The sequence below is a fragment of the Variovorax guangxiensis genome, assembly GCF_003952165.1.
Lineage (GTDB): Bacteria > Pseudomonadota > Gammaproteobacteria > Burkholderiales > Burkholderiaceae_C > Variovorax > Variovorax guangxiensis.
In genome coordinates, this window is the sequence record NZ_RXFT01000002.1 from 24,696 (window position 1) to 48,054 (window position 23,359).

Below are 23,359 nucleotides of genomic sequence, written 5' to 3' on the forward strand. Positions count from 1 at the left end.
TGCATTGGAATTGCCGAACATAAGCCATCGGCCATACATTTATGCATGACCTGGAACATCGGCTGGGAGCTTTACCGCTCCTTCCTCGGCGTGCTGCGCGAGGGCTCCCTGTCGGGCGCGGCGCGCGCGCTCGGCATCACCCAACCCACGGCGGGCCGCCACGTGGCCGCGCTCGAAGAGGCGCTGGGTGTAGTGCTCTTCACACGCTCGCAGACCGGCCTGCTGCCCACCGAGGTCGCGCTGGCGCTGCGTACGCACGCGGAGGCCATGGAGAGCATCGCGGCCTCGATGGAGCGCGCCGCCACCAGCCAGGGCGAAGGCGTGCGCGGCGTGGTGCGCGTATCGGCCAGCGAGGTGGTGGGCACGGAGGTGCTGCCGCCCATCATCACGCAGCTGCGCGAGGCGCATCCGGCGCTGAAGGTCGAGCTGGTGTCGACCAACCGCGTGCAGGACCTGCTCAGGCGCGAGGCCGACATCGCGGTGCGCATGGTGCGGCCACGGCAGGAGCAGCTGGTCGCGCGCCGCATCGGCAACATCGAGCTGGGCTTTCACGCGCATCGCGACTACATCGCGCGCCACGGCACGCCGCGCAGCCTCGACGACCTGCCGGCGCACGCCGTCATCGGCTACGACCAGCCGCCGGCCTTCGTGCGCGCGGCGGGAAAGTCGATCAGGAACTTCACGCGTGACACCTTCTCGCTGCGCGCCGACAGCGACCTCGCCCAGCTCGCGCTGATCCGCGCGGGCGCGGGCATCGGCGTCTGCCAGGTGGGCCTCGCGAAGCGCGACCCCGCGCTGGTGCGGCTGATGCCGCGCGCCTTCTCGCTGAAGCTGGACACCTGGGTCACGATGCATGAGGACCTGCGCAACAGCCCGCGCTGCCGCGTGGCCTTCGACGCGCTGGTCGAGGGGCTGGTGCGATACATCGGCGGCTGCGCAACGGAGGCGAAAATGCCACGCGCCAGACAGCAAGCATCCGAATGACCGATACGACCACAGACTCCGACACCCTCCCCCTGCAGGAAGACCGCCTCTGGCGCGACGACCGCTGGACCGCCCGCATCATCAAGAACGAGGAAGACGACGGCTGGGCCGTCGAGATGACCCGCCACGGCGACCCCGAGCCCGCCCTCGTCGGCCCCTGGACCATGGGCCGCGACAAGAAGAACCCGAAGCCGCTCGACGCGCCCGCCTTCTCCACGCTGGTGAAGACCGCCGCCGAAGTCATCCGCCGCCACGAGCAGCAGCTGCACGCCACGCTCAACAAGAGCGTGACCGTCACCGCGCGCGACGACCGGCGCGTGCGCGTGGCGCTTTGCATCGTGCCCGATGAGGACAACCCCACGGCCACGCTCACGGCCCATGACGACGCAGACGACAGCGAACTCGCCAGCGTGGGCGTGTCGCCCGCGTTCAGGCTCACGGCGAGCAGCGCGAGCGCGTGGATCGAGTCGGGCTACGCGCGCCCGCGCTGAGCGCGTTGCCGCCGCAATCAGCGAAATGACGTATGTGCAACTCGCGATGAGTTGAGAACAATCGGCTCCGACGACACGCACCCATTGCTCCACCGGAAGGCCCGGATCGGTTGAACGCCGATCCGGGCTTTCCTGTTTTCTTCCTTCATCAACCATCCATCAGGAGCAGCGTCATGAGACACGGTGATATTTCGAGCAGCAACGATTGCGTGGGCGTCGCGGTCGTCAACTACAGGATGCCCCGCCTGCACACCCGGGCCGAGGTGCTGGACAACGCGCGCAAGATCGGCGAGATGCTGGTCGGCATGAAGAAGGGCCTGCCAGGCATGGACCTGGTGGTGTTCCCCGAGTACTCCACGCACGGGATCATGTACGACGCCAAGGAGATGTACGACACGGCCGCCACCGTGCCCGGCGAGGAGACGGCCATCTTCGCCGACGCCTGCCGCCGCGCGAACGTGTGGGGCGTGTTCTCGCTGACCGGCGAGTGCCACGAGGAGCACCCGAACAAGGCGCCCTACAACACGCTGATCCTCATGGACAACAAGGGCGAGATCGTCCAGAAGTACCGCAAGATCATGCCGTGGGTGCCCATCGAGGGCTGGTATCCGGGTGACCGCACCTACGTGAGCGAAGGCCCCAAGGGCATGAAGATCAGCCTGATCGTCTGCGACGACGGCAACTACCCCGAGATCTGGCGCGACTGCACGATGCGCGGCGCCGAGCTCGTCATCCGCTGCCAGGGCTACATGTACCCGTCCAAGGAGCAGCAGATCCTGGTGTCGAAGGCCATGGCCTTCATGAACAACACCTACGTGGCGGTGGCCAATGCGGCGGGCTTCGATGGCGTTTACTCGTACTTCGGCCACTCGGCGCTGATCGGCTTCGACGGTCGCACGCTGGGCGAATGCGGCGAGGAGGAGATGGGCATCAACTATGCGGAGCTGTCGCTGGGCCTGATCCGCGACGCGCGCCGCAACGGCCAGTCGCAGAACCACCTGTTCAAGCTGCTGCACCGCGGCTACACCGGCACCATCAACTCCGGCGATGGCGACAAGGGGCTGGCGGCCTGCCCCTACGAGTTCTACACGAAGTGGATCAACGACCCCGAGGGCACGCGTGAGATGGTGGAGTCGCTCACCCGCAGCACGGCGGGCACGCCCGAATGCCCGATCGGGGGGATCCCGAACGATCCGGCGCAGTCGCGCTGAAGGTGCTCATGCCTGGCTGAAGGTCTTCAGCACCTCGAGCACGCTCAGCGTCGCGCCGTCGAGCAGCGCATGCTGGCGGTGCGCGATGCCCACGCGGCGCGTGAGCTTCGGGCTCACCGGCAGGATCTGCATGCGGTCGTTGCTCGGCAAGGTATCGGTGGACTGCTGCAGCGGCAGCAGTGCGGCGCCGTAGCCGGCGGCCACCAGGCTGCGCATGGCGGCGTCGTAGTTGAGCTCGATGCGCGCGCGCGGCGCGAAGCCGGCGGCGGCGAACCACTCCATGGTGAGGCGGTACATGTGCGTGGTCGCCTCGTTGAAGATCAGCGGCTGCGCCGCCAGCCAGGCCGGCGTGACGCGCTTCGGCGCCTTCCAGCGGCGAGGCACGAAGGCCATCATGGGCTGCTCGCACCAGGGCGTGACGACGATGCCGCGCAGCGGCGGCTGCGGAATGGCGACCAGGCCGATGTCGAGCGTGCCCGCGGCCAGCCGCTCCATGGCCTCGAAGGAGCCGCGGATGCTCACCTCCACGTCGATGCCCGAATGCTCCGCGCCCAGCGCCTCCAGAACCTGCGGCAGCAGGTCGACCAGGACACCGGTGGAAGTACCGAGACGCACGCGGCCCACCCGCCCCTCGGCCTGCCGCTTGACCGCCTCGACCGCGTCGTCGGTGTCGCGCAGCAGCTTTCGCCCGCGCTCGACCAGCGCCGAGCCGGCCGCTGTCGGCGTGATGCGACGGTTGCCGCGCACCACCAGCGCCGCGCCCAGGCGCGATTCGAGTTCGCTGATGTGCAGGCTCACCGTGGGCTGGGCCAGGTGCAGCGCCTGGGCGGCCGCAGAGAAGGTGCCAAGGTCGACGATGGCGATGAGGGTGCGCAGTTGATCGAGGTTGAGCTGTCGCATGGGCTGTGCCGGTATCAGGAAGCCTGATTGCCAGGCTCAGAATTCTCAACTTCCACAATATCACGCCCGGCGGGAAGATGAGCGCACCAACCAAGGAGCCCATCGTGAATGCGCCTAAGCCAACGTCCTTTCATCAACGCCTGATCCATGCCCTGCGCGGCTGGCGCCGCCGCGTGGTGAATCGCCGCCGCGCCCGCGCCGATTCGCGGCACCTCGCCGGCATGAGCGAGCACGATCTGCGCGACCTGGGCATCGGGCGCAGCGAAGTGCCCGGGCTGCTGGACGAGCACCGGTACTGAACGCGGGGCCGAGCCTTCTTCTGCGGCGTCATCTTCAGGTAGCGCCCCGTTTTGAGGTTCAAATCGGGGCGTGCCCAAGCCAGCCCCACACGCCAACCAGGTTTCCATCGAACTCACCTCGCCGCAGTCGGTGAACGGCCGGCGCGCGGCCTTCCAGTCGCTATGGCTGCTGGTACGCATGCAGCATGCCCACGAGGTCGGCGCCGATGTCGTGCGGCTGGCCGACCTGCGCGGCGAGGTCTCCGATGCCAGCACCCTGCGCATGGTGGTGAGCCGCGCGTTCCGCGACTTCAAGGCCTGGGGCATCGACGCCGGCTGGGGCGAGGACACGCAGCGCGAGCCCCGCTTCCTGAATGCCGAGCGGCGCAGCCAGGGCCCCTTCTGGCTGCCCGCCGCCGAGGCGAAGCGCGTGCGCGTGCTGGTGGAAGGCCGCGCGGCCACCGCGGCAGAAGTGGCGTCCTTTCTCGGCCTGCGCTCGCGCGCCTCGCGCCAGGCCGCTGGCTCGCCGCCGCCCGACGCGGTGCATCTGCAGGACGCGGCGTTCTGGAAGCAGCTCGTTGCCTCGCAGCAGGCGGCGCGGCAGGGGCGGCTGATGGCGCCCGTCGCGGGCGAGAAGGCCGGCGAGAACGCAGGGGGCAACGCCCTCGAATCGATCCGCCTCGCCGGCACGCTGGCGGCCACCGACTTCCAGCGCGCACTGGTCACGCTCAACGAGGCCATGTTGTGGCGCCGCCTCGGCGACAACGAGCAGGCACGGCGCCGGCTGCAGGCGCTGAAGAAGCAGCGGCTCGCGCACCACGTGGCGGGCAACGACTACCTGGGCGCGATGGAGTGCATCGTTTCCGCATGGTGCGCCTACACCGCGCGCGACCTGCCGCTGGCGCAGTCGCTGCTGAGCGGCATGGCCGAAGACGCGGTGCGCGCCCTGGTGCTGCGCCACCATCCCGACGTGCGCTTCGAGTGGTGCAACCTGTGGGCGCTGGCCTGCCGCTCGCGCGCGCTGGCGCTCGCGGCCGACGACAAGCCCGCCGCCGCCGCGCTGGCCGAGGAATCGCTGCAGCGCTTCGGCGAGGCGCTGGCGGCCGCCTTCGAATCGCACTCTTTCGACGCCGCGCAGCACGTGGCCGCCAACATGGGCATGGCCGCATGGCTCTTCGACCGCGTGGGCCTGGCCGACCTGCCGGCACTGGCGCACGACGGCAACGCCGACACCACCCGCCGCGCGGTGCAATGGATCGCCTTCAGCGAATGGCTCTGCGGCCACACCGACGGCCAGGGCCGCTCGGCATGGAACGCGATCTACCTGATGCGCATCGCGCGCGGCCACTGCCGGCCGGAGCGGCAGCCCACGCTCGCGCAATTCCGCGCGCAGAAGCCGCTGGACCCGGCCGCCATCTCGAAGCTGGCCGGCCCGCTCGCCGACGCCTTCGACGCGGCCAACTGGCCCGCGCACTGGGTGCAGGTGGCGCAGGCGCGGCTGGCCGACCACCAGGCCGGACGCCGCCGCTACCCGGGCCTGCAGCACTGCAGCCTGCTCTTCGAGCATGCCTGGTACGCGGCGCATGCGGGCGAGCTGAAAGCGGCCGAGCAGTCGCTGGCGCTGCTGCGCGAGGCGCTGCCCCAGCTGGTGCCCAGCGACCGCGCCTACTTCACCGAATCGTGGAACGACCAGCTGCCGGCCGAGCTGGTGCTGGAGGCAAAGCCGCCGCGCCGGCCCGCCGCGCGCAGGAAACCCACGTCGCGCGCAGGTGTGGCACGCTAGCCGGATACGTTCTCACCAGAGCATGTCCGACAAGCCCAACGACCCCATCGACCTGGCCGCGCACCGCGAACGCCGCGCGCGGCTGCAGCAGCAGCGCCAGCGGGACGGGCGGCACGACGCCGGCACGCCGCCGCCGGAGCCTGGCCCCGACGACGTGCCCTGTGCCCGGTGCGGGGAGCTCATCTACGGCAAGGTGCGGCAGTGCCCGCACTGCGGCGTGCACTTTCTGGGCGGTGCCGCGGTCTTCGCGCCGAAGCCGAAGATGTCGCTGCGCAGCAAGTGCATCGTCGTGCTGGTCACGCTGGTGCTGCTCTACATGGGCCTGAGCGACGACATCGCCCGCTGGTGGTGGTAGCGGCAGCAGCGGCGAAGGCTCAGCGCGTGCCTGCCGGCGCGGCGGTCGACTGGCGCACCACCAGCTCGGGGCGCAGCACCACGGTCGAGGCCGACATCGAATGGCCGTCGATCTCCTCGAACAGCATCTCGGCCGCGCGCCAGCCCAGCTCGCGGTGCGGCAGCCGGATGGTGGTCAGCGGCGGGTCGACCATGTCGACCAGGGGCATGTCGTTGTGGCCGGTGACTGAAATGTCCTGCGGCACGCGCAGGCCCGCCTCGCGCAGCGCGTCGTAGGCGCCCAGCGCAACCAGGTCGTTGCAGCACACCACCGCCTGCGGCGCGGCACCCGCCTCGAGCATCTGCTTCATCGCTGCGGCGCCGGCTTCGCGGCTGTAGCTCGCGCACTCCACCACCCGGAAGGGCTTCATGCGGTGGTCGCGCAATGCCTGCTCCACACCGAGGCGGCGGCCCACGCCGGTGGGAATGGTCTGCGGGCCCGCGAGGTGCGCGATGCGCTTGTGGCCCAGGCCCACGAGATGGTCGACCGCGAGCTTCATCGCGAGCCGGTCGTCGCTCACCACGGCCGGCAGGCGCCCGGTTTCGTCGGCGCGGTTGACCAGCACCGCCGTCATGCCGGCTTTGGTGACGAAGTCGACCAGCGGATCGTCGCGCGTGGCAGTGGCCATGACCACGCCGTCCACGCGCTGCGCCAGCATGCGTTCCAGCACCGGCCGGGCGAGCGCGTGGTCGACCACGTTGGTGACGAACACGAAGTAGCCGCGCGCGGCGGCGCTGGCCTCGATGCCCTGCAGGATCGGCGGGAACACCGCGTTGGTGATGTCGGGCACCAGCACGCCGATGGTGTGGGTGCGGCCCGTGCGCAGCGCCGAGGCCGCGCGGTTGGGCCGGTAGCCCAGGCGCTGCGCCGCCTCCTCGACCACGCGCAGCACCTCGTCGCTGATGAGCGAGCGCTTCTCGGGGCTGAGCGCGCGCGAGACGGTGGACACGTGCACGCCGGCCTCGCGGGCGACGTCGCGGATGGTCACTGTGGCTGGTGTGGAAGGTTGATTGGCGCTCATTGGTGCAAACGATTGTCGCCGGGCTGCATGGCTTCAGGTGGCTTTCCCTCATTCCTAAAGCCCGGATCCCCTCCATTTTACTTTTCGGCGATTTGGACTAATATCGTGCAAACGATTGCAAAGACCCGCCATGAACATCGCCACCTCCCCCCAATCGGTGCTGGGCCATGTGCTCGACGCCATGCGGCACACGCCCGACCCGCGGCTGCGCACCGTGATGGAAGCGGTCACGCGCCACCTGCACGCACTGGTGCAGGAAGTGAAGCTGACGGAAGAGGAGTTCGAGCAGGCGCTCGAATTCATCGTCGCCATCGGCCAGGCCACCGGCGAGACCAAGAACGAGGTGGTGCTGGCGGCCGACATCCTGGGGGTGTCGACCGTGGTCGCGCTGCAGAACAATCAGGACCCGCAGGGCGAGTCGCCGGCCGCGCTGCTCGGCCCCTTCTGGCGCGCCAACGCACCGGCCTGCGCGCAGGGCGAGAACATCGCGCGCTCGGGTACGCCGGGCACTCCGCTCGAAGTGACAGGCACGGTGCGCGACCACGAGGGCCGGCCGGTGGAAGGCGCCACCGTCGACGTGTGGCAGGCCTCGCCGGTCGGCCTCTACGAGAACCAGGACCCGTCGCAGGAGAACATGAACCTGCGCGGACGCTTTGCCACCGACGCCGAGGGCCGCTTCCACTTCCGCAGCGTGCGCCCCGCCGGCTATCCGGTGCCGACCGACGGCCCCTGCGGCGTGCTGCTGCGCGCGCAGAAGCGCCACCCGAACCGGCCCGCGCATTTGCACTTCATGGTGAGCAAGCCGGGCCACAAGGTACTCATCACGCAGGTCTTCGCCGATGACGACCAGAACCTGGAAAGCGACCCGACCTTCGGCGTGACGCGCAGGCTCATCGGCCGCTTCGCGCTGGCTCCTGACGGCAAGAGTGCGTCACTCCACCACGACTTCGTACTCGAACCCGGCGAGATGAAGTTCCCCCGCCCCCCCATTCCCTGACTCCACTTCCCACACCGACATGAGCTTCGACCCAGTCTCCAGACTCGACGGCAAGGTCGCCGTCATCACCGGTGGCCTCGGCGCCATCGGCTATGCCACGGCCACGCGCCTGGCCGCGCTCGGCGCCACCTGCGTGCTGCTGCACCGCAAGGGCGACGATGCGGCTGCGCGCGCGGCCGCCCTGCCCTCCACCAGCGGCCAGCGCCATGCGGCGATCCGCGCCGACATCGTCGACACGCCCAGCCTCGTGGCCGCGGCCGCCGAGGTGAAGGCCACGCTCGGGCGCTGCGACATCCTCGTCAACAGCGCGGGCCACACGAAGCCGGTGCCGGCGGGCGACCTCGACGCGCTGACGGACGAGCTCATCGACGACATCGTGCGTTCCAACTTCCGCGGCGTGTTCGCCACCATCCGCGCCTTCGCGCCGCTGCTGAAGGCGAGCGGCGACGGCCTCGTGGCCAACATCTCGTCGATCGCGGGCTTCACGGGCGTGGGCAGCAACCTCGCCTACGTGGCGGCCAAGGCCGGGCTCGACGTGGTGGGCGACGCGCTGGCCAAGGCGCTGGCGCCCGCTGTTCGCGTGGTGTCGGTGTCGCCGGGCGCGGTGGAATCGGGCTTCGTGCCCGGGCGCGGCGCGGAGTTCGCCAGCAAGATGGCCAGCACCACGCCGCTGGGCCGCATCGGCCAGCCGGAAGACGTGGCCGCGACGGTCGAGGCGCTGGCCACCACCATGCGCTTCGTGACCGGCACGCGCATCGTGGTCGACGGAGGGCGCCACCTGTGAGCAACGCCAAGACCCTCATCACCTGCGCCGTCACGGGCAACCTCGTGAAGCCGGAGCAGACGCCGCACCTGCCGATCACGCCGGTGCAGATCGCCGACGAATGCCTGGCCGCGGCCGAGGCCGGCGCGAGCCAGGTGCACATCCACGTGCGCAACCCCGAGACCGGCAGGCCCTCGATGGAAGTCGAGCTCTACCGCGAGGTGGTCGACCGCATCCGCCGCGGCAACCGCGAGCTGATCGTGAACCTCACGACCGGCCCCGGTGGGCGCTTCATTCCGAGCGAGGACGACCCGAAGATCGCGGCGCCCGGCACGACGCTGCTGCCGCCCGAGAAGCGCGTGGAGCACATCGCGCTCATCAAACCCGACGTGTGCTCGCTCGACCTGAACACCATGAACTCCGGCCCCGACGTGGTCATCAACACGCCGCGCAACGTGCGGCGCATGGCGAAGGTGATGCGCGAGGCGGGCGTGAAGCCCGAGCTGGAGATCTTCGACTCGGGCGACATCAACCTCGCGTTCGACCTGATCGCCGACGGCACGCTCGAGGGGCCCGCCATGTGGACCTTCGTTCTCGGCGTGAAGTACGGCTTCGCGCCCACGCCCGAGACGCTGCTCTACGCGCGCAACATGCTGCCGCGCGGCGCCTTCTGGAGCGCCTTCGGCATCGGGCGCATGGAGTTCCCGATCGTCGCGCAGGCCTGGCTGCTGGGCGGCCACGTGCGCGTGGGCATGGAAGACAACATCTATCTGGAGAAGGGCGTGCTCGCCGAGAGCAACGCCCAGCTGGTGGCGAAGGCGCGCGACATTCTCGTGAGCCTGGGCGGCGAAGTCGCCAACCCGCGCGAGGCCCGCGCCATGCTGGGCCTGCCCGACGCGAGGAGCTGAACGATGAGCGACACAGCCATGCACAGCCCGCGCGCACTTCGCGTGAACCAGAAGGCCGCCGACCTCGACGCGCTTCGGCTCGAAGCCGCGCCGCAACCCGAACCTGTGCCGCCACCCGGCCACGCCGTGGTGCGCATCGCCGCCGCCGCGGTGAACCCCAGCGACGTGAAAGCGACGCTGGGCATCATGCCGCAGGCCGTGTGGCCCAGAACCCCCGGCCGCGACTTCGCGGGCACCGTCGTCAGCGGGCCTTCCGAATGGATCGGCCGCGAGGTCTACGGTTCCGGCGGCGACGTTGGCATCACCCGCGACGGCTCCCATGCGCGCTACCTTGTGCTGCCCAAGCAGGCGCTGCGCGCCAAGCCCCGGGGCATTTCGATGGACGAGGCCGGCGCGGTGGGCGTGCCCTTCGTCACCGCCTACGAGGGCTTCCGCCGCAGCGGCATGCCGCAGGCCGGGCAGACGGTGCTGGTGCTCGGCGCCAATGGCAAGGTCGGGCAGGCGGCGGTGCAGCTCGCCTCGCAGGCCGGCGCGCGCGTGATCGCGGTGCAGCGCCGCGCCGGGCATTTCGAGGGCTTCGCGAGCGGCCCGGTGGACACGATCGACGCGCGCCACCATGCCGACGTGGGCGCGCGGGTGCGCGAGCTCACCGACGGACGCGGCGCGAACATCGTCTACAACACCGTGGGCAGCGCCTACTTCGAGGCGGCCAACAAGGCGATGGCCAAGGGCGCGACCCAGATCTTCATCGCCACGCACGACCGCGCGGTGCCCTTCGACATCTTCGCGTTCTACCGCGGCATGCACACCTACGTGGGCATCGACTCGCTGGCGATGGACTGCGTCGCCAGCACCGCACAGCTCGACGCGATGCGCGAGGGCTTCGAGCGCGGCACGCTCAAGCCCTTCCCTGTGGCGCGCCACTTCACGCTCGACGAGGCGCACGAGGCCTACCGGCTGGTGCTCTCGGGCAGCACCGACCGCGTCGTGCTGCGGCCCTGAGCCTGCTTCTATTTTCCGGAGCACATCCATGCACGTCACCCGTTTCGCCGAGGCGCCGCACTACGAGGCGCCCAACCATTTCGACATGCGCTGCCTGCGCCTTCAGGGCAAGGAGGCCGGCCCTTCCACGCAGATGTGGATGGGCATGAGCCAGATCCTGCCCGGCGGCCACACCGGCCTCGACGGCTCGCCGATGGAAAAGCTCTACCTCGTGCTGGAAGGCCAGCTGCATGTGGTCGGCGAAATCGACGGCGCGCACCAGGAAGAAGTGCTCGGCCCCTACGACAGCTGCCGCTTCGCGCCCGGCGAGAAGCGCCAGCTGGAAAACCGCGGCAACAGGCCGGTGCTGGTGGCGCTGGTGATGCCGAACGCGCCACCCGCCTAGCGGCTGCCTTCCTCTCTTTCTCGGTCATTCATCGCTCAGCCAAATAGATCAACGGAGACAAGACGCATGAAGAAGACTTTCAACTGGAGCCGCCGGCAGACGCTCGCCGCGGCGGCGGCCCTCGCGGCCTGCGCGCTCACGGGCGCCCACGCGCAGGGCAACTGGCCCGGCACGCAGGCGGTGAGGCTGGTCGTGCCCTTCACGGCCGGCAGCGGCACCGACATCGTCGCGCGCCTGGTGGCCGAAAAGCTCGGGCCGGCGCTGGGCACCAGCGTGATCGTGGACAACAAGCCCGGCGCGGGCGGCACGCTGGGCGCGGCCATCGTCGCCAAGTCGCCGGCCGACGGCTACACGCTGCTGGTGCACTCGGCCGGCCACCTCGTGAACCCGTGGATCTACAAGGGCCTGTCGTACGACACCCTCAAGGACTTCACCGGCATCACGCCGATGGCCAGCCTGCCCAACGTGCTGGTGACTGCGCCCTCGCACTTCGCCGACGTGAAGGACCTGGTGGCCAAGGCGAAAGCCAAGCCCGGCGGCTTCAACTACGGCTCGGCCGGCAACGGATCGGCCACGCACATGAACGCCGAGGTGTTCCGGCTCGCGGCCGGCGTCGACGCCCAGCATGTTCCCTTCCGCGGCACGCCCGAGGCCATGACCGAGGTGATGGCCGGGCGCGTCGACTGGTTCTTCGCGCCGATGGTGTCTGCCCTGCCGTTGATCCAGACCGGCAAGCTGCAGGCGCTCGCGGTGGGCACGGGCAAGCGCTCGTCGGCACTGCCCAGCGCGCCCACCACGGTGGAGGCCGGCGTGCCGGGCTCGGAGTACCTGTTCTGGGTCGGCCTGTTCGCGCCGGCGAAGACGCCGCAGCCGGTGGTCGATCGGCTGCAGGCCGAGGTCGCGAAGATCATGGTGTCGCCAGAGCTGCAGGAGCGGCTGGAGAAGCTGGGTGCGGAGCCGTTCACCATGCCTTCGGCTCAGTTCAACAAGTTCATCGTCGACGAGACGGCGAAGGCGCAGCAGGTCGTGAAGGCCGCCAGCATCAAGGTGGACTGATGAAACTCACCCCCAGTCTTCGCGCACTTCGTGTCGCTTCGCCAACCCCCTCTCCGGGGGCGACACCTGCGGCCCGGCAAAGCCGGTTCCGCGGTGTCCCTGGCAGAGCGCTGCTGCTTACCAGCCTCTTCGCCCTGAGCTTTGCCGCGCAGGCTCAACCGGCCGACCTCGTCGTCACGAACGCGAAGATCGCCACGCTCGACGCCGCCGGCACCATGGCCCAGGCAATCGCTGTGCGCGACGGCCGCATCGTGGCCGTCGGCAGCGCCGCGCAGATGGGCGCTTTCACGAGCCCCGCGACACGCACTGTCGACGCAGGCGGACGCACCGTCGTTCCCGGCCTGATCGACTCCCACATGCACGCGGTGCGCGCCGCGCTGAGCTACTCCACCGAGGTCAACTGGATCGGCGCCGGCACCATCGCCGAGGCGATGGCGCGCATCCGCGCCGCCGCCGCCAACGCGCGGCCCGGCGGCTGGCTGATCGTGGCCGGCGGCTGGACCGAGCAGCAGTTCGCCGAGCGCCGCCGCCCCACGCTGGCCGAGCTGCAGGAAGCGGCGCCGAACAACCCGGTGTACGTGCAGCTCTTCTACGAGGCGGTGGTGATGACGCCCAAGGCGCTCGAAGCGCTGGGCGTCGCACCCGGCACGCTGCCCGCCGGCATGAAGCCGACACCCGACGGCGCACCCGGCTGGATGAGCGGCGACATCGTCGGCATCTCGGCGCTCTTCGACAAGCTGCCCAAGCCCACCTACGACGACAACGTGGCCGGCACGCGCGCCTTCTTCACCGAGCTCAACCGCCTGGGCATCACCGGGCTGGTGGACCCGGGCGGCTTCAGCATCGCGCCATCGCAGTACGCCGCGCTCTTCCAGCTGTGGCGCGAGAAGGCGCTGACGCTGCGCGTGGCCTACAGCGTGTTCGCGCAGAAGCCCGGCGCGGAGCTGCAGGAGTTTCGCGACCTCACGCAGATGCTGCCGATGGGCTTCGGCGACGACATGCTCAAGTTCAACGGATTGGGCGAACGCGTGACGCTCGCCATGTACAACAACAACTTCCCCGACGAGGCCGCGAAGGCGAAGTTCTACGAGCTCGTCAAGTGGGCCGCCACGAAGAAGATGGCCGTCACCATCCACTGGCAGGAGAACGGCTCGGTCGACCACCTGCTGGGGCTGTACGAGAAGCTGAACGCCGAAGTGCCGATCAAGGACCTGCGCTGGTCCATCGCCCACCTGGACGACGCCTCGCCCGAGACGCTCGCGCGCATGAAGGCGCTGGGCATCGGCTGGACCATGCAGGACGCGATGTACTTCCAGGGCGACCGCGCGCTCGCCGTGCGCGGCGACGCGGCGCGACGCATGCCGCCCATCGGCACCGCGCTGCGCACCGGCGTGAACGTGGGCGCGGGCACAGACGCACACCGCGTGGCCTCGTACAACCCCTTCGTCGCGCTGCAGTGGATGCTCGACGGCAGGACGGTGAGCGGCAAGGCCATGCGCGGCGCCGACGAGACGCCCACGCGCGAGCAGGCGCTGCGCCTGTACACGCAGGGCAGCGCGTGGTTCAGCTTCGACGAGGGCAGGCGCGGCACGCTCGAAGTGGGCAAGCTCGCCGACTTCGCCGTGCTCGACCAGGACTTCTTCAGCGTGCCGCTGGAGCGCATGGGCAAGACAACATCGCTGATGACGGTGGTGGGCGGGCGCATCGTGTATGCGGCGCGGCCCTTCAACGCCACGGGTGCTTCGGTCGCCTCGGCGCCCTGAAACCCACTCAGAGCCCGAGCGCGTGCCGCACGCGCTCGCGCAGCACCGGCAGCACGTCGCTCTCGAACCACGGATGGTGCTTGAGCCAGCCCGTGTTGCGCGGCGACGGATGCGGCAGCGGAACGAAGCGCGGCGCGTAGTCGGCGAAGGCCTGCACGGTCTCGGTGACGCCCGCGTGCGCCTTCCTGCCGAGGAAATGGCGCTGCGCGTACTGGCCGATGAGCAGCGTCAGCTCCACCTGCTTCATCTGCGCGAACAGCTTCTCGTGCCACAACTCGGCGCATTCCCTGCGCGGCGGCAGGTCGCCGCTCTTGCCTCGGCCGGGGTAGCAGTAGCCCATCGGCACGATCGCCACGCGCGCGGCGTCGTAGAACACCTCGCGCTCGATGCCGAGCCAGCGGCGCAGCTGGTCGCCGCTGCGGTCGTTCCACGGTACGCCGGTCTGGTGCACCGTGAGGCTGGGCGCCTGGCCGACGATGAGCAGCCTCGCGCTCGCGCTGGCCTGCACCACCGGCCTGGGGCCCAGCGGCAGGTGCACCGCGCACGCACGGCAGGCGCGGACCTCGGCGAGCAGCGCCTCCACGGCCTCAGTCTGCGAAGGGTTTGAAGAAGGCGTTGAGCTCGGCACCCGGCGCGGCATCGGCAAAGCCGTCGAAGCGCCCGTCGGCCAGCGTGCGCGCGGCCCGGATGAAGCCGCCCCACGCCGCGCGCGCCAGCCCGCCGCCCACGCTGACGCGGCGCACGCCGAGTTCGGCGATGTCCTTCAACGTGAGTTCGCTGGGCGCGCCCACCAGCAGGTTGACCGGCTTGCCTCCCGCGGCGGCGACCACGGCGGCGATCTGCTCACGGGTCTTGATGCCGGGGGCGTAGAGGCAGTCGGCGCCCGCATTCGCATACGCCTTGATGCGCGCGACGGCATCGTCCAGGTCGGGGCGGCCGGCGAAGAAGTTCTCGGCGCGGCCGACCAGCAGCACGTCGGCGCCCGATGCGTCGATGGCCTTGCGCGCGGCGCGCAGGCGCTCGACCGCCATGTCGAGCGGAAAGAGCGGATCGGCGGCATTGCCCGTCGAGTCCTCGATGGACAGGCCCGCCACGCCCATCTCGATGGCCAGGCTCACGCTTTCGGCCACGCCCTGCGCATCGGCGGCGAAGCCATTCTCGAAGTCGGCGTTCACCGGCAGGTCGGTGGCTTCCACGAGTTCGCGCAGGTGCGCGAGGATGTGCTCGCGCGACATCGCGCCGTCCGCCTGCCCCTGCGACCACGCGAAGCCGGAGCTGGTGGTGGCCAGCGCCTTGAAGCCCAGGCCTTCGAGATAACGCGCGCTGCCCGTGTCCCACGGGTTCGGAATGACGAAGCAGCCTTGTTGATGGAGCGCGCGGAAATCGGCGCGTTTTTCGGCGATGGTGCGGGTCATGGGGCCTCGGCTTTGAATGTTCAAGACGGTGGACCGGCCATTCTGACGCAGCCTCGCGCCCTCAGCACTCCACGACGTTCACGGCCAGTCCGCCCAGCGAGGTTTCCTTGTAGGTGGCCTTCATGTCCTCGCCGGTCTGCTTCATGGTGCGGATCACGGCATCGAGCGACACATAGTGGCTGCCGTCGCCGCGCAGCGCCATGCGCGCCGCGTTGATGGCCTTCACGGCGCCCATCGCGTTGCGCTCCACGCAGGGAATCTGCACCATGCCGCCGACCGGGTCGCAGGTGAGGCCGAGGTTGTGCTCCATGCCGATCTCGGCCGCGTTCTCGACCTGCGCCGGCGTGGCGCCGAGCACTGCTGCGAGCGCGCCGGCCGCCATCGAGCAGGCCACGCCCACCTCGCCCTGGCAGCCGACCTCGGCGCCCGAGATGGAGGCATTCGTCTTGTAGAGCATGCCGATGGCCGCGGCGGTGAGCAGGAAGTCGACGATGCCTTCGTCGCTCGCCTGCGGCACGAAGCGCTGGTAGTAGTGCATCACCGCGGGCACCACGCCGGCCGCGCCGTTGGTGGGCGCGGTGACAACGCGGCCGCCGGCGGCGTTCTCCTCGTTCACCGCCATCGCGAAGGCGTTGACCCAGTCCATGGCCGCGAGCGGATCGGCCGCGCCGGCCTGCGCGAGCGGATCGGCCGCGCCGGCCTGCGCGAGCAGTTCGCGGTGCAGCTCGGGCGCGCGGCGGCGCATGCGCAGCGGGCCGGGAAGCGCCTGCGCGGCCAGCGGGTTGTCGATGCCGAATCCGCGCTGCACGCACTGCTGCATCACCTGCCAGACGCGCAGCAGCCCCGCGCGCACTTCGACTTCCGGACGCCACGCGCATTCGTTGCGCATGACGAGAGCGGCCACGGAAAGGCCATGTTCTCGGCACTGCGCCATGAGCTCGTCGCCGGTGGCGAAGGGATGCGGCACGGCCGACGCCGCAGCCGCCGTCTGTGCAACGGCCTGCCCGCCCTCGACGACGAAGCCGCCGCCGACCGAGAAATACGTGCCCCCGGCCAGCGTGGCGCCATCGGCCGCGAAGGCGGTGAAGCGCATCGCGTTGGGATGCTCGGCCAGCGATTCCTCGCCCCTGAAGGCGATGTCTCGCACGCGGTCGAAGGCGATGGGCGTGGTGCCCAGCAGCTCGAGGCGGCCCGTGCGGCGCAGTGCCTCCAGCCGGGGCTGCACGGTCTCGGGCCGCACGGTGTCGGGCGCGTCGCCGAAGAGGCCGAGGATCACGCCCTGGTCGGTCGCGTGGCCGTGGCCGGTGGCGCCGAGCGAGCCGAAAAGGTCAATGCGCAGCCGCGCCACCTGCGCGAGCAGGCCGCGCGCTTCGAGCGAGCGCGCGAACATGAGCGCGGCGCGCATCGGCCCCACGGTGTGCGAGCTGGAGGGGCCGATGCCGATCTTGAAGATGTCGAAGGCGGAGAGCATCAGCGCATCATGCTCTCATCTCTCGATGCGGGAAGCTGCTGTTTGACCAGTGCCACCCAGTAGGCCGCGCCCAGCGGCAGGATGTTGTCGTTGAAGTCGTAGTACGGGTTGTGCACGTTCGGGTCGTTCGGGCCCTCGCCCGCGCCGATGCCGATGTAGGCGCCCGGGCGCTTCTGCAGCATGAAGGCGAAGTCTTCCGAGCCCATGGCGGGCGGGATGTCGGTGTGCACCTGCGCGCGCTCGACCAGGCTGGCGGCGGCGGCGATGGCTGCGTCGGTCTCGGCGGGCGTGTTGACCACGCCGGGGTAGCCGCGGCGGTAGTCTAGCGCCACCTTGGCGCCGTGGGTGGCGGCCACGCCGTCGCAGATCTGCTGCATGGCGGCCTGGGTCTTGTCCTGGATGCCGGGGTCCAGCGTGCGCACGGTGCCGCGCAGCACCACGGTCTCGGGAATCACGTTCCAGGTGTCGCCGCCGTGGATCTGCGTGACGCTGACCACCGCCGAATCGGTGGCGCCGGTGCGGCGGCTCACGATGGTCTGCAGCGCGTTCACCAGCTGGGCCGAGACCACCACCGAGTCGATGCCGGTCTCGGGCATGGCGCCGTGGCTGCCCTTGCCGGTGACGACGATCTCAAAGGTGTCGAGAAAGGCGGTCATGGTGCCCTTGCGGATCGCGAACTGGCCACGCGGCAGGCTGGGGAAGTTGTGCATGCCGTAGACGGCGTCGGCCGGGAACTGCTCGAACAGGCCCTCGTCCACCATCACGCGGCCGCCGCCCTCGTTCTCCTCGGCGGGCTGGAACACGAAGTGCACCGTGCCCTTGAAGGGCCTGTGGCGCGAGAGATGCTCGGCCGCGCCCAGCAGCATGGCCGTGTGGCCGTCGTGGCCGCAGGCGTGCATCTTGCCGGCGCACTTCGAGGCGTGCGGCCGGGTGCCCAGCTCCTGCATGTTGAGCGCGTCGAGGTCGGCGCGCAGCGCGATGCTCGGGCCCTCGCCGTTCTTCAGCGTGCCCACCACGCCGGTGCCGGCCAGGCCGCGGTGCACCGGCAGGCCCATCAGCATCAGCGCGTTGGCGACGACGTTGGCGGTGCGGTGCTCCTCGAAGGCGGTCTCGGGGTTGGCGTGGATGTCGCGGCGCCAGGCCAGCATGCGGGCACGGGTGTCTTCGGCGATTTCGGGGTCGCGGTACATGGCTTTGGGGGTTCTCTCGTGGGACGGGTTCAGTGGAAGAATTCTGCGATCACGGTGGCGCCGAGGAAAGTGCCGGCGGTCGCGGTGAGCGACACCACCACGATGCGCCACCCGAGCTGGCGGAACACCGGCAGGTCCTTCGCGACCGAGAAGCCGGCCAGCGCGAGCACGGGGGTGGTGAAGGCCAGGAAGTTGAGCTTGGCGGTGATCGCGATCAGCGCGTCGGAGAACGGGAACAGTCCCGGAATGCCGGCCACTGTGGCCACCACCGACAGCACCAGCACCATCGGCAGGCGCGGCACCAGGCGCTTGATGCCCTCGACGATCAGCGCGATCGACGCCACCGCCGCCAGGCCTTCGAGCGACACCAGCACCGGCACCTTGTAGGTCAGCGAGTTGCCGATGAGCACGCCGCCGCTGACCACCGCCCAGGCGATGAGCGTGTCGCGCAGCGGCAATGCGCCGCCGTGGCCGACGCTGACCTGCGACACGGCGCCCGTGCCCGCGTCCTGCGCGCCGCGCTTCGAGAAGCGGCCCAGCACCGGCTCCAGCTTGCCGTAGAGCCACGAGCACAGCGGCAGCGACAGGAACAGCGTGAAGTAGAAGCCCACCACCGTCGTCAGCAGGTTCGACGCGGCGGCAATGGCGGTGAGCTGCGGCAGCATCTCGGCCGGCTGCTGCGCCGCGATGGCGCCCAGCGCCGCCGCCATCAGGCTGCCCGAGCCGACGCCGGCACCCATGGCCAGCGAGCGCGGGTCGAAGATGTGCAGGCTGGCGATGAAGCCCGCCAGCACCGCGATGAAGAGCGCGCCCAGCACCGTGCCGGTGATGTACTCGGCCAGCACGCCACGGCCTTCTGGCGAGGCCATGCCGTACTTCTCTCCGATGATCACCAGGTTGCCCTCGCGCCCCACCGAGAAGGTGGCGCCCACCGCCTCGCGCTTGATGCCCAGCAGCAGCGCCAGCGGCAGGCCCAGCGCCAGCGTGCCCAGCGCGTGGCCGAACTCCTGGAAGAGCAGCGCCCAGCCCGCCTGCTTCACCTGCGGCAGCGCGGCGCCCACCGTGAGGCCCAGCTTCACCACGAACAGCAGCAGGCCCGCGTTCAGCAGGCCGCCCGCGAAGGACTGCTCGGCCGTCGCCACGCGCACCACGCCCGGCACGCGGCGATGCGCGATGCCCCACGCGGCCGCGATCAGCAGCGCCCACAGCATCGGCAGCAGCGCCACCTTGCCCGGGCCGACGCTGAACTGCACCGGACCGATCAGCTCAGCCACGGCCACGACGGCCAGGGTGACGAGCAGGAGCCTGAGTTTTCCGGAAGCCGAGGAAGAAGCGACGGAGGGCAGCGTGGAGGTGGTTGAGGCGGCGGATGTCATCGGGTGGGCATCGTGTGGCGCAGCAGCGGCTGCGGGGTGCCGGGGAGTTTCGGATCGCCCGCCTCTTGCATCAATGACCGCGAATTGACATATTTGTTGCATTGGATGCAACACTCAGGAGACAGGGCCATGGACGACAGGCTCGACACGCGCCGCGTGCGCTACTTCATGCAGGTGCTGGACAGCGGCTCCGTGCGCGGCGCCGCCGAGGTGCTCGATATGGACCCCTCGGCCGTGAGCCGCGCCATCGGCATCCTCGAGCAGGAGTGCGGCCTGCCGCTGCTGGAGCGCCACGGGCGCGGCGTGGTGCCCACCGACGCGGGCCAGATGCTGGCCGGCTACGTGCGGCGCCAGCACAGCCAGAAGCAGCACCTGATGGCGCAGCTCGACAGCATCCGCAAGATCGAGCGCGGCCACATCGACATCGTGGCCGGCGAGGGCTACGTGGACTGGCTCATGCGCCACAGCCTGCGCGACTTCATGACCTCGCACCCGAAGATCACCATCGACCTCGACGTGGCCAGCACCGACGAGATCGTGCAGCGGGTGGTGGAGGAGCGCGCCCACGTCGGCCTGCTGTTCCAGCCGCCGAAGGACGATCGGCTAACCTCGCACCAGTCGCACCCGCAGCCGATCCAGGCAATGGTGCTGCGCTCGCACCCGCTCGCGCAGCTCGACCGCCCTCTGACGCTCGCCGACCTGCAGCCCTACCCGGGCGCCACGCTGCATCGCAATTTCGGCGTGCGCCAGCACATCGAGGCCGCCGAGATCAGCGAGGGCGTTCGCCTGGCCTCGCTCCTGACCACCACCTCCTTCAGCGCGCTCGGGCACTTCGTGTCGGCGGGGCTGGGCTATGCGCTGGGCACGCGCATCTCGCTCACGCCGAACGCGAGCAACCCCGGACTGGTGGAACTGCCGATGAAGAACCCGCTGCTGTCGCAGGGCCGCTCCCACATCGTCTCGCGACACGGGCGCATGCTCTCGCCGGCCGCATCGGAGTTGCTGCGGCAGGTGGTGGCGGACATGCGGCGTTTCGCGGAAACCAAGCCCTCCGGATGACGATGAAGGGCTTCGTTGCGCGCCGGGGCCCTTCGGTGTTCTGATCGGGCCCAACATGCTCTACGTCACCGCCCTCTTCATCCACCTGCTGTGCGCCGCCTTCTGGGTCGGCGGCATGGCCACCATGCACTTCGCGGTGCGCCCCTCGGCCATCGCCACGCTCGAACAACCGCCGCAGCGCCTGCGCATGATGGCCGCGGCGCTCAGGCGCTTCTTCGTGGGGGTGGACGCATCGGTCACGCTGCTCTTCGTGACCGGTGTCGCGATGATCCTGGCTGGCGGCGGCTTCCGCGGCCTGCACTGGCGCATCGAGGCCATGATGAGCATCGCGATCGTGATGGCCGCCATCTACGTCTACATCCGCGCCTCTGTGTTCAGGACGATGCGCCGCGCGGTGGATGAAAGCGCCTGGCCGGTGGCTGCCGCGCGGCTGAACACGGTGCGCAAGCTGGTGACGGTGAACCTGGCGCTGGGCGTGATCGTGTTCGGCGTGGCGACCATCGGGCGCGCGGGCTGAACGAGCCCGCGTCTTTGATCCGGCTGACGGCCCCCGCGCCTGTCAGACCAGATTCAACTCCACCTCGATGTTGCCGCGCGTGAGCTTGGAGTACGGGCAGGTCTGGTGCGCGGTGTCGACCACGGCGCGAGCAGTCTCGCGGTCGAGGCCGGGCAGGCTCACGTTCAGTCGGGCCTGCAGGAAATACTGGCCTTCCTGCAGGACCAGGTCGACCTCGGCATCCACCGACAGGTCGGCCGGCAGCTTGACCTTCAGCGTGCCCGCGGCCTTGCCCATGGCGCCGATGAAGCAGGCCGACCAGCCGGCGGCGAACAGCTGCTCGGGATTGGTGCCGGTGCCATTGCCGCCGGGGGGCGACAGCTGGATGTCCAGGTGGCCGTCGCTGCTGCGCGATGCGCCGAGGCGGCCGCCGGTGGTGTGGGTCTTGCCGGTGTAGAGGACTTGCTTGTCGGTCATGGTGGTTCCTTTGGATGGAAGGTGGTTCGGAATGAGGCCCTGTCTCGGGCCCCATCGCCTCGTGTGACGTGCATCTGAAGCGATGCAGGAATTACATCGGCGGGCTGTATCCGCGATGTGTCGAACCACCTGCCGATTTGCATGCGCGTGTGTTCACTGCGTCGGGCAGACACAGTGGCGTACAAATCGGCGGAGAAAGAAGAAAGAGAGGAACGCTCAGGCCGCCGCGGGGCCCTTGAGCTCGACGCTGTTGCCGTCGGGGTCGGCGATGTAGATCGAGGGGCCGTTGCCCTCGGCGCCGAAGTTGTTCTGTACATCGCCGTGCACCGTCACGCCATTCGCCGCCATCAACGCGCGGATGGCGGCTTCGTCGAAAGGCTCGATGCGCAGGCAGAGGTGATCGACGTTGCGGCCTTCGGTACCGGCGAGCGCCCCGCCCTGCCTGCCCAGCGGGCCGTCGGGCGTGACGAGGTCGATCAGGCTGGCGCCCGCGCGCAGGTGCACGAGCCCCAGGTCGTCGCGGCGCTTCTCGACGGTGCAGCCCAGCACGCCGCAGTAGAAGGCGATGGCGCGTTCGGCGTCCTTCACGCGCAGCACGACGTGGTCGATGCGCAGCACCGAGAACGGCGGCTGGCGCATCGGGTTCGTCATGCCACCGGCCTCTTCGTCAGACCACGCCGGCCGAACGCAGCGCCTCGAAGCGGGCCGCGTCGATGCCCATTTCCGCCAGCACCTCCTGCGTGTGCTGGCCCAGCGCCGGGGGCGCGTGGCGAAGCACGGGCGGCGTGGCCGACAGGCGCAGCGGGCTCGCCACGCCGGTGATGCTGGCGATGCCGTCACCCGCATCGCGCGGCAGCGTGACCGCGAGGCCCCGCGCCTTCACCTGCGCGTCGTCGAAGGCCTGCGCGATGTCGTTGATCGGGCCGCAGGGCACGGCCTTGTCTTCGAGCAGCGTGACCCACGCGGCGGTGGTGCGGGTGCGGGTGAGCTCTTCCATCATCGGAATGAGCACACCGCGGTGCTTCACGCGCAGGGTGTTGGTGGCGAAGCGCGCGTCGGTCGCCCACTCGGGGTGGCCGCCGGCCTCGCAGAAGCGCGCGAACTGGCCGTTGTTGCCGATGGCCAGCAGCATCGCGCCGTCCTGCGTCGGGAAGTCCTGGTAGGGCGCGAGGCTGGGGTGCGTGTTGCCCTGGCGTCCGGGCGCCTTGCCGGTGTTGAGGAAGGCGCTGGCCTGGTTGGCGAGGATGGCCATGCCCACGTCGAGCAGCGCCATGTCGATGTGCTGGCCTTCGCCGGTGCGCTCGCGCACCTGCAGCGCCGCGAGGATCGCGGTGCTGGCGTAGACGCCGGTGAACAGGTCGGTCAGCGCCACGCCCACGCGCAGCGGGCCGCCGCCGGGCACGTCGTCGGGACGGCCGGTGATGCTCATCATGCCGGTCATGGCCTGGATCATCAGGTCGTAGCCCGCGCGCTCGGCGTACGGGCCGTCGTGGCCGAAGCCGGTCACGCTGCAGTAGATGAGGCGCGGGTTGGCCGCGCGCAGGCTCTCGTGGTCGAGGCCGTACTGCTTCAGGCCGCCGGTCTTGAAGTTCTCCACCACGATGTCGGCCTGCGCCGCCATCTGCCTGAGCAGCGCCTGCCCGTCGGGCGTGGCCATGTCGACCGTGACGGAGCGCTTGTTGCGGTTGCAGGCGGTGAAGTAGCTGGCCTGGTCGGTGTCGTTGCCGTCCGCGTCCTTGATGAAGGGCGGGCCCCAGGTGCGCGTGTCGTCGCCGACGCCGGGGCGCTCGATCTTGACGACGTCGGCGCCCAGGTCCGCGAGGATCTGCGTGCACCACGGGCCGGCGAGCACGCGGGAGAGGTCGAGGACTTTGATGCCGTCCAGGGCTGCTTGAGGGGTCATGGGTCTATCGAGAAGGAATACGGGGACAGAACGCAG

The 23,359-nt window shown here is 70.0% G+C and carries 25 protein-coding genes; 15 read left to right on the plus strand and 10 right to left on the minus strand.

Annotated elements, in window-relative coordinates; all coding sequences use genetic code 11:
* Positions 1-45 precede the first annotated feature (45 nt).
* From EJP67_RS05760 to EJP67_RS05770, 3 genes are all read left to right on the plus strand, one after another.
* The gene (locus tag EJP67_RS05760) at positions 46-984 is read left to right on the plus strand and encodes a LysR family transcriptional regulator (RefSeq protein WP_126020520.1); all 939 of its coding nucleotides are present in this window, start codon (positions 46-48) and stop codon (positions 982-984) included.
* Complete coding sequence (locus tag EJP67_RS05765; RefSeq protein WP_126020521.1) at positions 981-1,475, plus strand: hypothetical protein; 495 nt, start codon at positions 981-983, stop codon at positions 1,473-1,475. The genes EJP67_RS05760 and EJP67_RS05765 overlap by 4 nt, the downstream gene beginning before the upstream one ends.
* 173 nt (positions 1,476-1,648) lie before the next feature.
* Complete coding sequence (locus EJP67_RS05770; RefSeq protein ID WP_126020523.1) at positions 1,649-2,686, plus strand: aliphatic amidase; 1,038 nt, start codon at positions 1,649-1,651, stop codon at positions 2,684-2,686.
* 6 nt (positions 2,687-2,692) lie between these two features.
* On the opposite strand, the gene EJP67_RS05775 is transcribed toward EJP67_RS05770, so the two are convergent.
* The gene (locus tag EJP67_RS05775; RefSeq protein ID WP_126020525.1) at positions 2,693-3,586 is read right to left on the minus strand and encodes a LysR family transcriptional regulator; all 894 of its coding nucleotides are present in this window, start codon (positions 3,584-3,586) and stop codon (positions 2,693-2,695) included.
* A 77-nt stretch (positions 3,587-3,663) separates the two neighbouring features.
* Here EJP67_RS05775 and EJP67_RS05780 point away from each other — a divergent pair, with 77 nt between their 5' ends.
* From EJP67_RS05780 to EJP67_RS05790, 3 genes are all read left to right on the plus strand, one after another.
* Positions 3,664-3,885, plus strand: a complete 222-nt coding sequence (locus tag EJP67_RS05780; RefSeq protein WP_240650535.1) for a DUF1127 domain-containing protein — start codon at positions 3,664-3,666, stop codon at positions 3,883-3,885.
* A gap of 70 nt (positions 3,886-3,955) precedes the next feature.
* Complete coding sequence (locus EJP67_RS05785) at positions 3,956-5,647, plus strand: hypothetical protein (protein ID WP_126020527.1); 1,692 nt, start codon at positions 3,956-3,958, stop codon at positions 5,645-5,647.
* Between the two features lie 22 nt (positions 5,648-5,669).
* Complete coding sequence (locus EJP67_RS05790) at positions 5,670-6,002, plus strand: hypothetical protein (protein WP_126020529.1); 333 nt, start codon at positions 5,670-5,672, stop codon at positions 6,000-6,002.
* Positions 6,003-6,021: 19 nt separating this feature from the next.
* Here the strand turns inward: EJP67_RS05790 and EJP67_RS05795 are convergent, their stop codons facing one another.
* Positions 6,022-7,062, minus strand: a complete 1,041-nt coding sequence (locus EJP67_RS05795) for a LacI family DNA-binding transcriptional regulator (RefSeq protein WP_126020531.1) — start codon at positions 7,060-7,062, stop codon at positions 6,022-6,024.
* 130 nt (positions 7,063-7,192) lie between these two features.
* Here EJP67_RS05795 and EJP67_RS05800 point away from each other — a divergent pair, with 130 nt between their 5' ends.
* The 7 genes from EJP67_RS05800 (at position 7,193) to EJP67_RS05835 (ending at position 13,936) form a co-directional block, all read left to right on the plus strand.
* Positions 7,193-8,059 carry a dioxygenase family protein gene (locus tag EJP67_RS05800; protein ID WP_126020533.1) on the plus strand — a complete coding sequence of 289 codons (867 nt, stop codon included), beginning with the start codon at positions 7,193-7,195 and terminating at the stop codon, positions 8,057-8,059.
* A gap of 19 nt (positions 8,060-8,078) precedes the next feature.
* Positions 8,079-8,843, plus strand: coding sequence for an SDR family NAD(P)-dependent oxidoreductase (locus EJP67_RS05805; protein ID WP_126020535.1), 765 nt, complete (start codon positions 8,079-8,081; stop codon positions 8,841-8,843).
* Positions 8,840-9,730, plus strand: a complete 891-nt coding sequence (locus tag EJP67_RS05810; protein ID WP_126020537.1) for a beta-keto acid cleavage family enzyme — start codon at positions 8,840-8,842, stop codon at positions 9,728-9,730. Before EJP67_RS05805 ends, EJP67_RS05810 begins: the two co-directional genes overlap by 4 nt.
* Positions 9,731-9,733: 3 nt before the next feature.
* On the plus strand, positions 9,734-10,732 hold the full coding sequence (locus EJP67_RS05815) for a quinone oxidoreductase family protein (RefSeq protein WP_126020539.1): 999 nt from the start codon (positions 9,734-9,736) through the stop codon (positions 10,730-10,732).
* A 28-nt stretch (positions 10,733-10,760) separates the two neighbouring features.
* Complete coding sequence (locus tag EJP67_RS05820) at positions 10,761-11,117, plus strand: cupin domain-containing protein (RefSeq protein ID WP_126020541.1); 357 nt, start codon at positions 10,761-10,763, stop codon at positions 11,115-11,117.
* Between the two features lie 66 nt (positions 11,118-11,183).
* A complete protein-coding gene (locus EJP67_RS05825; RefSeq protein WP_126020543.1) occupies positions 11,184-12,173 on the plus strand; it encodes a tripartite tricarboxylate transporter substrate binding protein in 990 nt (329 codons plus the stop codon).
* Positions 12,173-13,936 carry an amidohydrolase gene (locus tag EJP67_RS05835; RefSeq protein WP_240650537.1) on the plus strand — a complete coding sequence of 588 codons (1,764 nt, stop codon included), beginning with the start codon at positions 12,173-12,175 and terminating at the stop codon, positions 13,934-13,936. Before EJP67_RS05825 ends, EJP67_RS05835 begins: the two co-directional genes overlap by 1 nt.
* Positions 13,937-13,943: 7 nt before the next feature.
* Here EJP67_RS05835 and EJP67_RS05840 read toward each other — a convergent pair whose 3' ends face one another.
* The 5 genes from EJP67_RS05840 to EJP67_RS05860 form a co-directional block, all read right to left on the minus strand.
* Positions 13,944-14,519, minus strand: coding sequence for a uracil-DNA glycosylase family protein (locus EJP67_RS05840; protein ID WP_126020545.1), 576 nt, complete (start codon positions 14,517-14,519; stop codon positions 13,944-13,946).
* Between the two features lie 4 nt (positions 14,520-14,523).
* Complete coding sequence (locus EJP67_RS05845) at positions 14,524-15,351, minus strand: isocitrate lyase/PEP mutase family protein (RefSeq protein WP_126020547.1); 828 nt, start codon at positions 15,349-15,351, stop codon at positions 14,524-14,526.
* A gap of 61 nt (positions 15,352-15,412) precedes the next feature.
* Positions 15,413-16,825: an L-serine ammonia-lyase gene (locus EJP67_RS05850; protein ID WP_165909580.1), complete on the minus strand. Its 1,413-nt coding sequence runs from the start codon at positions 16,823-16,825 to the stop codon at positions 15,413-15,415.
* Positions 16,822-18,012: a M20 aminoacylase family protein gene (locus EJP67_RS05855; RefSeq protein ID WP_126020550.1), complete on the minus strand. Its 1,191-nt coding sequence runs from the start codon at positions 18,010-18,012 to the stop codon at positions 16,822-16,824. Before EJP67_RS05855 ends, EJP67_RS05850 begins: the two co-directional genes overlap by 4 nt.
* A 29-nt stretch (positions 18,013-18,041) precedes the next feature.
* Entirely contained in the window at positions 18,042-19,388 is a 1,347-nt protein-coding gene (locus tag EJP67_RS05860) for a DUF3100 domain-containing protein (protein ID WP_126020552.1), read from the minus strand.
* 129 nt (positions 19,389-19,517) lie between these two features.
* Between EJP67_RS05860 and EJP67_RS05865 the strand changes: the two genes are divergently transcribed.
* Positions 19,518-20,447: a LysR family transcriptional regulator gene (locus EJP67_RS05865; RefSeq protein ID WP_126020554.1), complete on the plus strand. Its 930-nt coding sequence runs from the start codon at positions 19,518-19,520 to the stop codon at positions 20,445-20,447.
* Positions 20,448-20,502: 55 nt separating this feature from the next.
* Complete coding sequence (locus EJP67_RS05870; protein ID WP_126020556.1) at positions 20,503-20,964, plus strand: CopD family protein; 462 nt, start codon at positions 20,503-20,505, stop codon at positions 20,962-20,964.
* Between the two features lie 42 nt (positions 20,965-21,006).
* Here the strand turns inward: EJP67_RS05870 and EJP67_RS05875 are convergent, their stop codons facing one another.
* The 3 genes from EJP67_RS05875 to EJP67_RS05885 all read right to left on the minus strand — a co-directional run bounded on the left by EJP67_RS05875 (position 21,007) and on the right by EJP67_RS05885 (position 23,323).
* Positions 21,007-21,420, minus strand: coding sequence for an organic hydroperoxide resistance protein (locus tag EJP67_RS05875; protein WP_126020558.1), 414 nt, complete (start codon positions 21,418-21,420; stop codon positions 21,007-21,009).
* 216 nt (positions 21,421-21,636) lie between these two features.
* Positions 21,637-22,071, minus strand: a complete 435-nt coding sequence (locus tag EJP67_RS05880) for a VOC family protein (RefSeq protein ID WP_126020560.1) — start codon at positions 22,069-22,071, stop codon at positions 21,637-21,639.
* 16 nt (positions 22,072-22,087) lie between these two features.
* Entirely contained in the window at positions 22,088-23,323 is a 1,236-nt protein-coding gene (locus EJP67_RS05885) for a CaiB/BaiF CoA transferase family protein (protein ID WP_126020562.1), read from the minus strand.
* Positions 23,324-23,359 lie beyond the last annotated feature (36 nt).

Bases quoted from the DNA above. Each gene is read 5' to 3' on its own strand.
- EJP67_RS05825 (WP_126020543.1), top strand. From the start codon at position 11,184: ATGAAGAAGACTTTCAACTGGAGCCGCCGGCAGACGCTCGCCGCGGCG.
- EJP67_RS05860 (WP_126020552.1), bottom strand. From the start codon at position 19,388: ATGACATCCGCCGCCTCAACCACCTCCACGCTGCCCTCCGTCGCTTCT.
- EJP67_RS05820 (WP_126020541.1), top strand. From the start codon at position 10,761: ATGCACGTCACCCGTTTCGCCGAGGCGCCGCACTACGAGGCGCCCAAC.
- EJP67_RS05790 (WP_126020529.1), top strand. From the start codon at position 5,670: ATGTCCGACAAGCCCAACGACCCCATCGACCTGGCCGCGCACCGCGAA.
- EJP67_RS05875 (WP_126020558.1), bottom strand. From the start codon at position 21,420: ATGACCGACAAGCAAGTCCTCTACACCGGCAAGACCCACACCACCGGC.
- EJP67_RS05770 (WP_126020523.1), top strand. From the start codon at position 1,649: ATGAGACACGGTGATATTTCGAGCAGCAACGATTGCGTGGGCGTCGCG.
- EJP67_RS05775 (WP_126020525.1), bottom strand. From the start codon at position 3,586: ATGCGACAGCTCAACCTCGATCAACTGCGCACCCTCATCGCCATCGTC.
- EJP67_RS05805 (WP_126020535.1), top strand. From the start codon at position 8,079: ATGAGCTTCGACCCAGTCTCCAGACTCGACGGCAAGGTCGCCGTCATC.
- EJP67_RS05765 (WP_126020521.1), top strand. From the start codon at position 981: ATGACCGATACGACCACAGACTCCGACACCCTCCCCCTGCAGGAAGAC.
- EJP67_RS05880 (WP_126020560.1), bottom strand. From the start codon at position 22,071: ATGACGAACCCGATGCGCCAGCCGCCGTTCTCGGTGCTGCGCATCGAC.
- EJP67_RS05800 (WP_126020533.1), top strand. From the start codon at position 7,193: ATGAACATCGCCACCTCCCCCCAATCGGTGCTGGGCCATGTGCTCGAC.
- EJP67_RS05870 (WP_126020556.1), top strand. From the start codon at position 20,503: ATGCTCTACGTCACCGCCCTCTTCATCCACCTGCTGTGCGCCGCCTTC.
- EJP67_RS05855 (WP_126020550.1), bottom strand. From the start codon at position 18,012: ATGTACCGCGACCCCGAAATCGCCGAAGACACCCGTGCCCGCATGCTG.
- EJP67_RS05865 (WP_126020554.1), top strand. From the start codon at position 19,518: ATGGACGACAGGCTCGACACGCGCCGCGTGCGCTACTTCATGCAGGTG.
- EJP67_RS05760 (WP_126020520.1), top strand. From the start codon at position 46: ATGACCTGGAACATCGGCTGGGAGCTTTACCGCTCCTTCCTCGGCGTG.
- EJP67_RS05780 (WP_240650535.1), top strand. From the start codon at position 3,664: ATGAGCGCACCAACCAAGGAGCCCATCGTGAATGCGCCTAAGCCAACG.
- EJP67_RS05845 (WP_126020547.1), bottom strand. From the start codon at position 15,351: ATGACCCGCACCATCGCCGAAAAACGCGCCGATTTCCGCGCGCTCCAT.
- EJP67_RS05795 (WP_126020531.1), bottom strand. From the start codon at position 7,062: ATGAGCGCCAATCAACCTTCCACACCAGCCACAGTGACCATCCGCGAC.
- EJP67_RS05835 (WP_240650537.1), top strand. From the start codon at position 12,173: ATGAAACTCACCCCCAGTCTTCGCGCACTTCGTGTCGCTTCGCCAACC.
- EJP67_RS05885 (WP_126020562.1), bottom strand. From the start codon at position 23,323: ATGACCCCTCAAGCAGCCCTGGACGGCATCAAAGTCCTCGACCTCTCC.
- EJP67_RS05815 (WP_126020539.1), top strand. From the start codon at position 9,734: ATGAGCGACACAGCCATGCACAGCCCGCGCGCACTTCGCGTGAACCAG.